Annotated in this window: 12 protein-coding genes; 3 read left to right on the forward strand and 9 right to left on the reverse strand. The window is 50.6% G+C overall.

Features of this window, described 5'->3' with window-relative positions; all coding sequences use genetic code 11:
- Positions 1-27: 27 nt before the first annotated feature.
- From DT73_RS09650 to aqpZ, 6 genes are all read right to left on the reverse strand, one after another.
- A complete protein-coding gene (locus tag DT73_RS09650; protein ID WP_036107683.1) occupies positions 28-1482 on the reverse strand; it encodes a DUF2867 domain-containing protein in 1455 nt (484 codons plus the stop codon).
- Positions 1482-2483: a low-specificity L-threonine aldolase gene (gene ltaE / locus DT73_RS09655; protein ID WP_036107685.1), complete on the reverse strand. Its 1002-nt coding sequence runs from the start codon at positions 2481-2483 to the stop codon at positions 1482-1484. The genes DT73_RS09650 and ltaE overlap by 1 nt, the downstream gene beginning before the upstream one ends.
- Before the next feature lie 112 nt (positions 2484-2595).
- Positions 2596-3567: an NADH oxidoreductase gene (gene hcr / locus DT73_RS09660; RefSeq protein ID WP_036107688.1), complete on the reverse strand. Its 972-nt coding sequence runs from the start codon at positions 3565-3567 to the stop codon at positions 2596-2598.
- A 20-nt stretch (positions 3568-3587) separates the two neighbouring features.
- The gene (gene hcp / locus DT73_RS09665) at positions 3588-5240 is read right to left on the reverse strand and encodes a hydroxylamine reductase (RefSeq protein ID WP_036107692.1); all 1653 of its coding nucleotides are present in this window, start codon (positions 5238-5240) and stop codon (positions 3588-3590) included.
- A gap of 142 nt (positions 5241-5382) precedes the next feature.
- Positions 5383-6282 (reverse strand): lysine exporter LysO family protein, encoded by a 900-nt coding sequence (locus DT73_RS09670; protein WP_036107695.1) that lies wholly within the window; start codon positions 6280-6282, stop codon positions 5383-5385.
- Positions 6283-6467: 185 nt separating this feature from the next.
- Entirely contained in the window at positions 6468-7163 is a 696-nt protein-coding gene (aqpZ, locus tag DT73_RS09675; RefSeq protein ID WP_036108710.1) for an aquaporin Z, read from the reverse strand.
- A 406-nt stretch (positions 7164-7569) separates the two neighbouring features.
- On the opposite strand from aqpZ, the gene DT73_RS09680 reads away from it, so the two are divergent.
- On the forward strand, positions 7570-9228 hold the full coding sequence (locus DT73_RS09680; RefSeq protein ID WP_036107696.1) for an ATP-dependent endonuclease: 1659 nt from the start codon (positions 7570-7572) through the stop codon (positions 9226-9228).
- A gap of 264 nt (positions 9229-9492) precedes the next feature.
- Here the strand turns inward: DT73_RS09680 and cspD are convergent, their stop codons facing one another.
- Positions 9493-9714 carry a cold shock-like protein CspD gene (gene cspD / locus DT73_RS09685; protein ID WP_036107699.1) on the reverse strand — a complete coding sequence of 74 codons (222 nt, stop codon included), beginning with the start codon at positions 9712-9714 and terminating at the stop codon, positions 9493-9495.
- Between the two features lie 323 nt (positions 9715-10037).
- On the opposite strand from cspD, the gene clpS reads away from it, so the two are divergent.
- On the forward strand, positions 10038-10358 hold the full coding sequence (clpS, locus tag DT73_RS09690; RefSeq protein ID WP_036107701.1) for an ATP-dependent Clp protease adapter ClpS: 321 nt from the start codon (positions 10038-10040) through the stop codon (positions 10356-10358).
- Between the two features lie 28 nt (positions 10359-10386).
- Complete coding sequence (gene clpA / locus DT73_RS09695) at positions 10387-12666, forward strand: ATP-dependent Clp protease ATP-binding subunit ClpA (protein ID WP_036107704.1); 2280 nt, start codon at positions 10387-10389, stop codon at positions 12664-12666.
- 291 nt (positions 12667-12957) lie between these two features.
- On the opposite strand, the gene infA is transcribed toward clpA, so the two are convergent.
- On the reverse strand, positions 12958-13176 hold the full coding sequence (gene infA / locus DT73_RS09700) for a translation initiation factor IF-1 (RefSeq protein WP_001040187.1): 219 nt from the start codon (positions 13174-13176) through the stop codon (positions 12958-12960).
- 270 nt (positions 13177-13446) lie between these two features.
- Positions 13447-14172, reverse strand: coding sequence for a leucyl/phenylalanyl-tRNA--protein transferase (gene aat, locus DT73_RS09705; protein ID WP_036107711.1), 726 nt, complete (start codon positions 14170-14172; stop codon positions 13447-13449).
- Between the last annotated feature and the right edge of the window lie 134 nt (positions 14173-14306).

The following is a 14306-nucleotide window of genomic DNA, read 5'->3' on the forward strand; positions in this document are numbered from 1 at the left end:
GCAATGGGCGACAGGTAAGAAAACAGGTTAATCCGAGGTTTTTTTACCAGATTGTTCGGCCAACTGGATTACTCGTCTGACCATGCCACGAAAAATAAACAAATGTGCGGGGAACATCACCAACCAGTAAAGTAACCCTGAGAAGCCATGAGGATGCCACCAGGCACGAATATCTACTTTCCGGTAATCTCCCTTATCCCGCAGGGTAAAACACAAGCGACCGAGCCCCGGTGCTTTCATGCCAAATAATAAACTTAACTGTTTCTCCGGGTCTGCTATCAGCACTTTCCAGCTATCCACCTTATCGCCTTTTTGCAACCAGAGCCTGTTGGGGCGGCCTTTGGGTAACCGGTTGCCCAATAACCGGTCTAACAGGGCGCGTGTCGCCCACAGTGGGCCTGCGAAGAAAAAGCCTTCTTTCCCCCCTACCTGGTTTATCACCTGCCATAAAGCGGCTGTTGAAGCCGTGGTGTTCTGGGTGTGGCCTGCCTGTTTGGGGAAATAGCCATATTCAGGTTGCCAGCGGGCATGGGCATGTTCATCAAACCCCCAGTCACTGGGGTGTGCGAGGTGTTGTTCTTCTTCCAGCGTCTTACGCACGGCGTCATCAAAAGTGGTGAGCTTACGCGGGAATAGTTGTTGCAACTGGCTGGCATCCGGGAGCAGGTCATGAGCTATTCCCTGAATCAGTGCCTGAGCGGTGGCAGGGGGCACTGAGGTTATCAGGTGCAAAAACCACACGGAGATCCAGCGTACCGGAAGAGGGATGGCAACCAGTGGGCGGTGAACGCCACTGATAGCCATAAAACGGTGAAATTGTTCCTGATAAGAGAGCACATCCGGGCCTGCTGCTTCGAAAACCTGGTGGTCTTTGGGGGAGTAAAATGCAAATTGCGCCAGGTAATAGAGCAAGTCATCAAGGGCGATGGGGCTGGTGCGCGAACGCACCCAGCGTGGCGGAGTCAGCAGCGGGAGGTTGTAAACCATATCGCGCATGACTTCGAACGCCGCTGAGCCGGCACCGACAATAATACCCGCCCGCAACTCGGTGAGCGGCACGCCAGATTCAGCCAGAATTTGTGCTGTCTGGTAACGGGAAAGCATATGGCCGGAACGGGCACTGGGTCCCCGGGATTGCAATGCGCTGAGAAAAACCAGGTGACGAACCGGGTATTGCTTCAGACCATCACGCAGGTGGCGGGCGCAACGGGCTTCTCGCTCAATAAAATCCGCGCCATCACCCATGCTGTGAACCAGGTAGTAGACAATGTCACACTGGTTTAGCAGTGGTTCCAGGCTGCCACTATCAAGGAGATCGACCTGGCGGCATTGCACATTTTCCCAATGCTGGTCTTCCAGCCAGCTAACATTGCGGGCTGCCGCAACAACCTGGTGCCCCTCATTCACCAGGCGGGGAACCAGGCACTGGCCGATATAGCCACTGGCCCCCAAAACCAGAATACGCAATGCGCTTTGAGCCATCAGTTGTGGAAAAACGCACGCCAGTGTTCAACCACGCTCTGTAACGCCTCACGGTCGACATCAAGGTGTGTGACAATGCGGGTTACCGGTGCAGCATTAAGCAAGATTTCTTTGCGGGAGAAGTATTCACTCAGTGCCTGAACTTTATCCTGGGGTACGCGTACAAACAGCATATTGGTGTCCTGGCGAGTGACATCTGCACCACAGTCACGCAGTTGCTGCGCCAGCCAGGCGGCGTTATCGTGGTCATCCTGCAGGCGTGCAACATTGTTTTTGAGTGCATACAGCCCGGCTGCGGCAAGGATACCCACCTGGCGCATGCCTCCGCCGCACATTTTGCGCCAGCGTAATGCACGTGAGATATAAGATTTGCTACCTACCAGAAGCGAGCCTGCGGGTGCGCCAAGGCCCTTTGACAGGCAAATAGTCAGCGAGTCGCAATATTGGGTGAGTTCACTCAGCTCACACTGGCTGGCGACGGCGGCATTGAGAATACGTGCCCCATCAATATGCAGGGCAAGCCCGTGTTCACGGGTGAAGGACCAGGCGCTGGCGAGATAATCTACGGGCAGCACTTTGCCATTATGGGTGTTTTCCAGGCTGAGCAGGCGGGTGCGGGCAAAATGCACATCGTCTGGTTTGATTTTCGCGGCCACCTTATCCAGTGGTAATGTGCCATCAGGTGCGGCATCTATTGGTTGGGGCTGAATACTGCCCAACACAGCGGCTCCACCGGCTTCGTATAAGTAATTATGGGCGCCCTGGCCCACAATATACTCTTCTCCGCGTTCACAGTGACTGAGTAGTGCAACCAGGTTTGCCTGCGTACCCGTTGGCAAAAACAGCGCAGCTTCTTTGTTGCACAACTGCGCTGCATAATCCTGCAGCGCATTGACTGTTGGGTCATCACCATAGACATCGTCCCCAACCGGGGCATTCATCATGGCTTCGCGCATAGCAAAACTGGGGCGGGTTACGGTGTCGCTGCGTAAATCAATCACGAGGCTTCCTTAGTTTTTGCGAAGAGAAGCCTCTGTTTTACCGGAACCGCCCGGTTTGTGCTACTACTAACAACCTGGCAACAATAGCTTTTTCCTGCTCATTGCCAGTGAGTCAGGCCAGTTCAAGGTCACTTTGTGGCTGGCAGGCACAGGCCAGCACATAACCTTCGGCAATCTCTTGCGCTGTCAGGGTTGCGGTGCTGCTGACCTGGTATTTACCTTTGGTAATGCGTGTTTTACAACAACCACATACACCCGCCCGGCAGGCACTGTTCACCGCGACCTGGTTTTGTTCCAGCACTTCCAGCAAACTCAGGCCTGCGAGAGCCTGAAAGTTCTTAAGTGGCGAGTGGGTTGTGAAAGTTAACTTACCACTGCCAGCCTGGTTAACCGGAGGAACAAAAAACACCTCTTTGTGTATTTCTGTTGCTCCGGCTTCCCGAGCCAGGGTTTCCACTTGTGCCATAAAAGGCGCCGGGCCACAGGTCATTACGGTACGCCCGGATACATTGGGTATACTGTTCACCACCTCAGCGGTAAGCCGCCCACTTAACATGCCTGCTCGCGCGCCCTGTTCCACAACCAGAGTGGCCGGGCGGGTTTCCCATTCCCGGGCAAAGATAATATCTTGCGCGGAACGGGCACAGTAAATCACCTGAACATCATCGCCCGGGCGTTTAGCCTGTAGCCAGCGGTACATCGACATAACAGGCGTTACGCCACAACCACCCGCGACCAGTAACCAGTGATGAGCCGGTTTATCTGCACAGGTGAATTCCCCCAGAGCTTCTGACAGCCACAGTTCATCACCAATATGAACCTCACGGGTCAGCCACTGTGACCCGGTGCCATTTTCAATACGGCGGATGGTCAGTGACAAAAAAGGGCTGATTCCCGGTGTGGATGACAGGCTGTAGGCACGCACTGTGTCCGGGCTGTTACCTATACTCACCAGAGCGTATTGCCCCGGCTTATAGGGGTAAAAATCATGGCAAATGAGTGCCAGCGTATATACATCTGGCGTCTCCTGAATAATGTGATGTACCTGCATACGGTGCGGGCAACGTGGATTGGGTATCGTCATCAGCCTTGCTCCTTATGCCTTTATGCACCAAGTAACTGCTGCATATCCTGCTCAACGGAAGTGATTTGGCGTAGTCCAAATTTTTCGTTCAGGACAGAAAGCAGGTTAGAGGTCAGGAATGCAGGCGCTGTTGGGCCTGTGACAATGTTGGTCACCCCCAGTGATAGCAGTGTCAGGAGTATCACAATGGCTTTTTGTTCAAACCAGGAAAGCACCAGACTGAGTGGCAAGTCATTTACACCACAGCCCAGTTTTTCAGCCAGAGTGACTGCCAGCATAATTGCGGAATAGGCATCGTTACACTGCCCTGCGTCAATCAGGCGTGGCAGACCTTCCAGCGTACCAAAATCCAGCTTGTTAAAGCGGTATTTACCACAGGCCAGAGTCAGCACTACGCAATCTTCCGGCACCTGAGTTGCGAAATCAGTAAAGTAGCTTCTCTCTCCACGGGCACCATCGCAACCGCCAACCAGGAATACATGGCGCAACACGCCCCGGCTGACCATATCAATTAATGTATCTGCTGCTCCCAGTAATGTCTGGCGGCCAAAGCCGACAGTAATTAAGTGCTCAATTTCACTGTACGGGAAGCCCTGCATCTGTTGTGCCTGAGCAATCACTGGTGCGAAATCATCACCTTCCAGGTGTTTAACGCCAGGCCAGCCAACAATGCTGCGGGTCCAGATCCGGTCATCATAGGCTTCACGCACAGGATCAATAATGCAGTTGGATGTCATTACGATGGGGCCAGGAAAGCGGGCGAATTCGCTTTGTTGGTTTTGCCAGCCACTGCCGTAGTTCCCTACCAGGTGGCTGTATTTACGCAGTTCCGGGTACCCATGAGCTGGCAGCATTTCACCGTGGGTGTAAATCTTGATGCCTGTGCCTTGTGTCTGTTGCAACAAATTCTGCAGGTCACGCAGGTCATGCCCGGAAATTAAAATACATTTACCGGCGACGGGTTTGACGTTTACCTGAGTCGGGGTTGGGTGCCCGTATGCCGTGGTTTCACCGGTATCCAGCATTTGCATGATTGCAAAGTTCATCTGGCCGATTTCCATCGCACACTCCAGCAGTGCAGACATATCAGCAGGCCAGGTGCCCAGCCACGCCATAATTTTATGGTAGCGAGCATAGATATCGTCGTCTTGCTGCCCCAGTACTCGCGCATGCTCCATATAGGCTGCGGCACCTTTAAGCCCGTACAGGCACAACAGGCGCAGACCGAGAATATCTTCACCAATTTCGGTTTTGTCATGGTTGGGGGCAAACTGTGCGGCCTGGCGCTGGAGTTCTCCCAGGTCATCGCTGGTAAGGGTAATGTCAGCCATTGGGTGTGTTACCACCAGGCCAGGGGAGACTGCCAGGCAGCGCTGGCGCAGGCTTTCCCGGTGTGCAATAGCTTCACGGGCATAGCCCACAATACGGGGGGAATCAAAGTTGACATTGGTCAGCGTGGCGAAAAATGCACGTGGAGCGAAACTGTCTGTGTCGTTATCGGTGATGCCTCTGGCGCGGGCTTCTGTCGCCCATAGTGAAAGCCCTTGCAGGCAGGCAATCAGCAGATCCTGTAAATCAGATGTCTGGGCTGTTTTCCCACAAACCCCTTGAGCCCATGCGCAACCGTTACCAGCTGGCGTCCGCATTGTTTGTTCACATTGCACACAAAACATAGTTGAACCCTTAAAGTTATATTTTAAATACATGTTTAAGGGTAGGATCAGGATGTGCTGGTGAAAAGGTATTTTAAATATAACTTCAGATTAGTTTGATTTACCGCAATTTTTGGCGGCAATGCTACCGCCAAAAACTGGATTAATGGGCAAAGAAAGCCATCAATACAGGGACTAACAGGCTCAGTACGAATCCGTGCACAATGGCGGGCGGTACAATCTCTATTCCGCCACTGCGTTGCAAAACTGGCAGAGTGAAATCCATGGAGGTTGCGCCGCAAATACCCAGTGCGGTGGAGCGGCTGCGGCGAATCAGACCGGGAATCAGCATGATAGCTATCAACTCACGGGCAAGATCATTAAAGAACGCAGCACTACCAATGACCGGCCCCCAGGACTCAGTCATTAAAATGCCTGACAACGAATACCAGCCAAACCCGGAAGACATGGCCAGCCCGGCCTTAAGGGGCAGGCCAAGTAAAAATGCATTAATCACTCCGCCGCACAATGAGCTGGCTATCACCACGCCACTGACCATCATGCCCCGCCGGTTCAGGACAATCTGTTTTAGTGTCATGCTGCTGTTACGTAACTGAATACCAATCAGAAACAGCAAAAATATTAAGGTGTACTCACTGGCTTGTGTAGCATGGCGTAGCAGGCTCAGCCCGCTCAGGCCAAGCACAAAACCGGCAACAACCACGCCGCAGAGTTTGAGTGATTCCAGTGCCATGGCAAGGCGCGATGGCAGCGCTTCTTGCTGATGCTGGTGGCGCCATGGGCGCAGTGATTCCAGCAGCCACAGTGCACCAATATTCAGGGTGAGAATGACAAAAACGCTGACAGCGGCATAGTGGAAAATTGCTACCAGGTTGCTACCCAGGTTATCCAAAAATGCCAGACTGATCCCCATGAAAAACAGAATGATATACACAATCCAGCTTAACATCCTGTTGATGAGTTTCAGCGCAGAACGGCTCTTGAACGGTAACAGATACCCCAGAATAAGGGGCAGAAGAATGATAAGCAGTCCCGCAAGCATTTAAGAAGACATCCATGAGAGAAATAACAAGAGATGTCACACTAGCGAAAAAAAGGCAGTGAGTAAAGAATGATAAATAGTTGTTAAGACAGTAATCTCAGCAGGCGTAAAAAAGCCCGGCTGAACCGGGCATAAAGGCAGGAAAATGTAACAACTGTATAATAAAGCATCTCACTTACGGGTAATTACTGGCGTTTCTCTAATAAAGTACGGTAAATAAGGCCACCCAGAATACCGCCGATAATTGGCATAACCCAGAAAAGCCACAGTTGTTGTAATGCCCAGCCTCCCTGGAAAATAGCTACGGCAGTGCTACGGGCCGGGTTAACCGATGTATTAGTTACCGGAATACTAATTAAATGAATCAGTGTTAGTGCCAGGCCAATGGCAATAGGAGCAAAGCCTGCTGGTGCGGCTTTATCTGTTGCGCCGTGAATAACTAACAAGAAACCGCAAGTCAGGACAATTTCAATAATAATCGCAGAGGCCATGGAATAATGGTCTGGTGAATGCTCACCATAGCCATTTGAAGCAAACCCACTGGCTGCTGCGTCAAAACCTGCTTTGCCACTGGCAATTAAATACAGAATAGCCGCGGCAACAATCCCGCCGATGACCTGGGCGACAATATAACCAACGACATCTTTGGCCGGGAAGCGCCCACCTGCCCACAACCCCAGAGTTACCGCCGGGTTGAAGTGCCCGCCAGAAATATGCCCAACAGCAAAAGCCATAGTTAAAACTGTTAATCCAAATGCCAGAGCCACGCCCACAAAACCAATACCTAATTCTGGATAAGCCGCTGCAAAGATTGCACTACCACAACCACCGAAGACCAACCAGAATGTCCCAAAAAATTCTGCTGCTAATTTTCTGGCCATATTCACCTCGTTAAAAATATAGATAAATTTTGTATTTAAAATACGGATTTGAATTAAGAAAAAGCCATGCGTTACCATGCAAATAAAATGATGGCGCATTAATAGAAATACCAGTCGCACCAGAAACAGGCTGGTGAGTTGATATGTAACTCATTCACTTTTTGTGGATATTATCACGAACAAAAAAAGTGTAGATGATTTTTACTAAGGTGGTGGAAAATTCTTACTTATGGGTGATTTCTGTTAAATTACTTTATTACTGCTACCAGGGTGAACAGATACACGCGATTATTTACCGGTTTTTACCCCGGTTGAGAGTTCAGGCATGTCTTCTGATTTCTTGCCCCGCTATACTGAGAAAACAATGCGTTGCGTTGTGCATCGCCAGAAGCAAACAGGAGTGGCTATGCTGCTTGAACGTGTCGAGATAGTCGGGTTTCGTGGTATCAACCGTTTGTCGTTAACGCTTGAGCAAAACAATGTTCTGATTGGCGAGAATGCCTGGGGTAAGTCCAGCCTGCTTGACGCCCTGACTTTATTACTTGCTCCGGGCCAGAAACTCTACCACTTTGTGAAAGATGACTTTTACTTTCCTCCTGGCGATGTCGCTGGCCGGGAGCATCATCTGCATATCATTCTGACCTTTCGCGAAACAGCTCCCGGGCATTATCTTGGGCGGCGTTACCGTTGCCTGGAGCCACTGTGGACTGAAAGCGGGGATGAGCACCGGCGTATTTTTTATCGCCTTGAAGGTGCGCTGGCGGATGATGACAGCGTCATTACACTCCGTTCATTTCTTGATCAACATGGGCAGCCTCTTGGTTTAGGTAATATTAATCACCTCGCGGAACAGATTTGCCGCCTGAACCCGGTCCTGCGCTTGCGGGATGCGCGTTTTTTGCGGCGTCGGCGCAGCGAAAAACTGGCTCAGCCGGTAGAAACAGAAATGACCGCCCAGCAATTGGATTTGCTGGCAAAAGAATTGGTACGGCGCCCGCAGAACCTTACTAATAACCAACTGCGCCAGGGGCTTTCCGCTATGGTGCAGCTACTGGAACATTATTTTTCTGAGCAGAGTAATGACAACGGGCAATACCGCCTGATGCGTAAACGTTCTTATGATGAGCAACGCAGCTGGCGTTACCTGGATGTAATTAACCAATTGATTGACCGGCCTGGTGGCCGCAATCATCGTATGATTCTACTCGGCATGTTTGCCACGCTGTTGCAGGCGAAAGGCGCAGTTCATCTCCACCGGGATGCCCGGCCACTGTTGCTGGTGGAAGACCCGGAAACTCGTTTGCATCCCATCATGCTGTCGGTCGCCTGGCAGTTGCTTAATTTGTTGCCATTACAACGTATCACCACCACTAATTCGGGTGAACTGCTCTCATTAACCCCGGTTAGCGAAGTATGCCGCCTGGTGCGTGAGTCATCCCGTGTGTCGTCATGGCGTCTGGGGCCGGGAGGGCTGAATGCCGAGGACAGCCGCCGCATTGCATTCCATATCCGGTTCAACCGGGCCTCTTCGTTATTTGCCCGTTGCTGGTTGCTGGTGGAAGGGGAAACCGAAGTCTGGATGATGAACGAGCTGGCTCGTCAGTGCGGTTACCATTTCGATGCAGAAGGGGTGCGGGTTATTGAATTTGCGCAGTGTGGGCTGAAGCCCTTGATTCGTTTTGCCCGCCGCATGGGGATTGAGTGGCATGTGCTGGTAGATGGTGATGAAGCCGGGAAGAAATATGCCGCCACAGTGCGTAGTTTACTGGAACATAACCGTGAGCTGGAGCGGGATCATCTGACACCGCTACCTGCCCCCGATATGGAACATTTTATGTACCGGGAAGGGTTCGATGATGTTTTTCATCGCGTTGCACAGTTGCCGGAAAATATACCGATGAATGCCCGGCGTATAATTACTAAAGCGATTCATCGTTCTTCAAAACCTGACCTGGCAATTGAAATCGCGGCTGTTTCGGCGCAACGGGGGCTGGAAGCCATTCCCCCATTATTCAAAAAAATGTTTTCGCGGGTTATCTGGCTGGCACGTGGGCGTGCTGATTAACAGCATCAGATTTTTATTACCCGGACTTGGGGTGCATCACATAATCGGTATCAAGGGATGTTTCTTGCTGCCGATACTTTGTGTAAGGCCGGTGAATAATTTTTGAACAAAATGGTTTGAATTTGGTGTGTGTGCCCCCATGTAGCCAGAATGGGGAATCGCATGCCGGGCGAGAAACCGCAAGTTTGGTTTAAAAATCAAGAAAAATGCCAGACAAGGCGACTGGCATTTTGACAGAGGTATGTTCACAATGAGAATGAAACATTAAGTGACTGGTTCAGCTTCAACAGGAACGATAACACTTGCATGGTTGCCTTTAGGGCCCTGATGTACATCGAACCTGACGACCTGCCCAGCCTTGAGAGTTCGGTAACCGTCCATCTGTATTGTAGAGTAGTGGGCGAAGATGTCCTCGCCGCCGCCTTCCGGGCAAATAAAACCGAACCCTTTGGCATTGTTGAACCATTTAACTGTACCCGTTTCCATGCTTCGACATCCTTTAGCTTTTTATTTAAGTAGAGATGGAACTGCCGGTAAGTGCACTTTTTGCTGGTTAAAACACCACCAATGCACGACAGTACAATTTAGATAAATCACGCACAGCGTCAAGAGATCTGGCTGCCGGAAACGTGAGAAATGCGCTAAAATTTGAAGCAGTTAACGCTATTTGCATAATTGTGAGCGAAGTCGCGAATGGCACTAATAGCTGATACTTATCTTGCATCTGAGTTAGATTCAGTATGTGTTTTATGAAACTCAAGGCTGGTTATTTTTTGCGGTCTGCTAACCTGAAATGATGAAGACTGGCGATGGGAAAGACGAACTCCTGGTTTGATTTTGAACAACTTGCGACAGATAAACTGGACGATGCTTTAAAACCACCATCCATGTACAAGGTCATTCTGATGAATGATGATTACACGCCGATGGAATTTGTTATTGACGTGCTGCAAAAGTTCTTTTCTTATGATGTAGAACGCGCAACGCAACTGATGCTTACTGTTCACTATCGGGGAAAAGCTATCTGCGGTGTTTTTACTGCCGAAGTAGCGGAGACCAAAGTTTCAATGGTGAACAAATATGCAAGGGAGAACGAGCATCCGTTGCTTTGTACGCTGGAAAAAGCCTGATTAAGGCAATCTATTGAGGGGGGTGCCTATGCTCAACCAAGAACTGGAACTCAGTTTAAACATGGCTTTCGCCAGAGCGCGTGAGCACCGACATGAGTTTATGACTGTCGAGCATCTGTTACTGGCTCTGCTCAGCAATCCTTCAGCCCGCGAGGCGCTGGAAGCTTGCACGGTAGATCTGGCAACACTGAGACAGGAACTTGAGTCCTTCATCGAACAAACCACACCGGTTCTGCCCGCGACAGAAGAAGAGCGTGATACACAGCCTACGCTGAGTTTTCAACGTGTGTTGCAACGGGCTGTTTTCCATGTTCAGTCTTCTGGCCGCAGTGAGGTTACTGGTGCGAATGTGCTGGTGGCAATTTTCAGCGAGCAGGAGTCGCAGGCAGCGTATTTGCTGCGTAAGCACGAAGTCAGCCGCCTGGATGTGGTGAATTTTATTTCACACGGCACGCGTAAAGACGAGTCAGGAAGTGCACCTTCCGGTGGTGCAGAAAATCCAGTCAATGAAGAGCAGGCAGGCGGGGAGGATCGTATGGAAAACTTCACCACCAACTTAAATCAGCTTGCCCGTGTTGGCGGGATAGACCCGCTGATTGGCCGCGATAAAGAACTGGAGCGGGCAATTCAGGTACTGTGCCGCCGTCGTAAGAATAACCCGCTGCTGGTGGGTGAATCAGGCGTGGGCAAAACGGCGATTGCCGAAGGGCTTGCCTGGCGCATTGTGAAAGGCGATGTGCCGGAAGTTATGGCCGACTGCACAATCTACTCGCTGGACATCGGTTCGCTGTTAGCCGGCACCAAATACCGTGGTGATTTCGAAAAACGCTTTAAATCACTGCTTAAACAACTTGAACAGGATACCAACAGCATCCTGTTTATTGACGAAATTCATACCATCATTGGTGCCGGTGCGGCATCTGGTGGCCAGGTGGATGCCGCTAACCTGATTAAACCGTTGCTGTCGAGCGGCAAGATTCGGGTAATAGGCTCCACCACTTATCAGGAGTTCAGTAATATTTTCGAAAAAGATCGTGCGTTAGCGCGTCGTTTCCAGAAAATCGATATTACTGAACCGAGTGTGGAAGAGACCGTTCAGATCCTTAACGGGCTGAAGAGCAAATACGAAGCCCACCATGATGTCCGTTACACAGCGAAAGCGGTACGTGCTGCGGTGGAACTGTCAGTTAAATATATCAACGACCGGCATTTGCCAGACAAAGCCATTGATGTCATTGACGAAGCGGGTGCGCGTAGCCGCCTGATGCCGGTTAGCCGCCGTAAGAAAACGGTCAATGTGAGTGATATTGAGTCTGTTGTCGCGCGCATTGCACGTATTCCGGAAAAAACCGTTTCTGCCAGTGACCGTGATACGCTGAAAAATCTTGGCGACCGTCTGAAGATGCTGGTCTTCGGCCAGGATAAAGCCATTGAGGCATTAACCGAAGCAATTAAGATGAGCCGCGCCGGGCTTGGTCATGAGCATAAGCCCGTTGGGTCGTTCTTGTTTGCTGGCCCTACTGGGGTAGGTAAAACGGAAGTCACCGTGCAACTGGCAAAAGCCATGGGCATTGAGTTACTCCGGTTCGATATGTCTGAATACATGGAACGCCATACGGTCAGCCGCCTGATTGGTGCGCCTCCCGGTTATGTCGGCTTCGACCAGGGTGGGTTACTGACTGATGCGGTCATTAAACATCCTCATGCGGTTGTGCTGCTCGATGAAATCGAAAAAGCGCATCCGGACGTGTTTAACCTGTTATTGCAGGTGATGGATAACGGTACGCTGACAGATAACAACGGTCGTAAAGCCGATTTCCGTAACGTAGTACTGGTTATGACGACTAACGCCGGTGTCCGTGAAACGGAACGTAAATCCATCGGGCTTATTCAGCAGGATAACAGCATCGATGCTCAGGAAGAGATCAAGAAAGTGTTTACGCCGGAATTCCGTAACCGCCTTGATAACATCATCTGGTTCAATCACCTCTCCACAGATGTGATTCACCAGGTTGTCGAGAAATTCATTGTGGAATTGCAGGTTCAACTGGATGCGAAAGGTGTGTCACTTGAAGTGAGCCAGGATGCTCGCAACTGGCTGGCAGATAAAGGCTATGACCGTGCGATGGGTGCACGTCCTATGTCTCGTGTGATTCAGGATAACCTGAAGAAACCACTGGCGAATGAATTGCTGTTTGGTTCACTGGTGGATGGCGGCCAGGTAACTGTGGAACTGGATACGGCGAAAGACAATCTGACGTATGATTTTCAGAGCGCTCAAAAACACAAGCCTGAAGCTGCTCACTGACAGGGTTGAGAATAACCGCCTGTATCAGTGAATAAGCCCCAGACAAAAGGCCAGGTTAATACCTGGCCTTTTTCATGAGATTAAGACCTGGCGCAGCTTAGGTACACCAGATAATGATTTTCAGTACGCGGGAGGGGAGGTCTTTACGGGTAACCTCAATTGAGCGACAAGCTGCAAAATCTGGTGAACCGCAATCGCTGTACCAGAGATCTTTCATCGAACATAAAAGCCAGCTCACTGGCCTTTATGTTGTGTAAAATACACACCGCAGATGCGATGATAAAAAATCACTTAACGACTACGGAAGACAATGCGGCCTTTGCTCAGGTCGTACGGGGTCAGCTCAACGGTAACTTTGTCGCCTGTCAGAATGCGGATATAGTTTTTGCGCATTTTACCGGAGATGTGAGCAGTTACAACGTGACCGTTTTCCAGCTCAACGCGGAACATGGTATTCGGCAACGTTTCCAGAACGGTGCCCTGCATTTCGATATTGTCTTCTTTGGCCATCTAATCCTCGGGGTATCACTACCATAGTTTTGAACCGGCAAGATAATGCCGAAGTTCTCGTATCATGTAAAGATTTCGTGTTTATTGTTCCATTACGCCACTTTTTCACGTGCTCGCCCAGGCCCAGCAAAGCTGTCCCCATCATCTGGCAAAAACACAAATGGAATACGCGCGGGGTACCTGAAAGGCAATTCCTCAACGGTGAAAAGGTGGTGCCGAAATCTGAGCGGCGATGATTATACCACCCTCAATAGAAATATGCGTAACACATTATTCAACCGGGGAAGGTTTCCAGCAAGGTCCGCTAAATATAACCTGGGGAACCCAGCATAAATGGGACAACGGCTGTTTACGCAAGCGTTCCAGTTTATCAAGATAAGTCCGACGGGGAATTTCCACCGCGCCAAGAGACTGGGTGTGAGGGTTGATAACCTGGCAGTCTATTAATTCTCCTCCCTGGCGGGAGAAATAATCGCAAAACACCAGCAGCGCAGTTTTAGAGGCATTTTCCTGGCGGCTGAACATGGATTCACCACAGAATAACCCTCCCTGTGTTACACCATAAATCCCGCCAACCAGTTGTTCACCCTGCCATACTTCAATCGAATGGGCATGCCCTAACTCATGCAAGCGTATCCAGGCACTTTTCACGTCAGGCGTAATCCATGTGCCTTCATCGCGGTCATCAGCACAACCGGTAATCACCTGTTCAAAACAATAATTCAGTGTGACGCGAAAAGGGGAACGCTGATGGAAGCGCCGCATACTTTTGCTGATATGAAACAGGGTAGGGTAGAGCACCGCACGGGGATCCGGCGACCACCAGAGAATAGGATCTCCTGGCGAATACCAGGGGAAAATACCGCGCTGGTAGGCCATCATTAACCGTGACGGGCTAAGGTCTCCCCCTAATGCCAGCAAACCATTTGGCTCGCGCAACGCAGCCTCTGGTGAAGGGAAAGCGATAGAGTGACGAGAAAGTTGCACAAGGCGCATACAACCGGACTCCACACGACAAAAAGTTGCAAGGAAACACGCATATTCACTCTTCTGCCTGGCGCTGCCTGCGGCGAAATCGTGAATAAGAGCCTGTCATCGTCACCATGTGCGTATAAACAGCAATACGCACC

This window comes from Mangrovibacter sp. MFB070 (assembly GCF_000705335.1).
Lineage (GTDB): Bacteria > Pseudomonadota > Gammaproteobacteria > Enterobacterales > Enterobacteriaceae > Mangrovibacter > Mangrovibacter plantisponsor.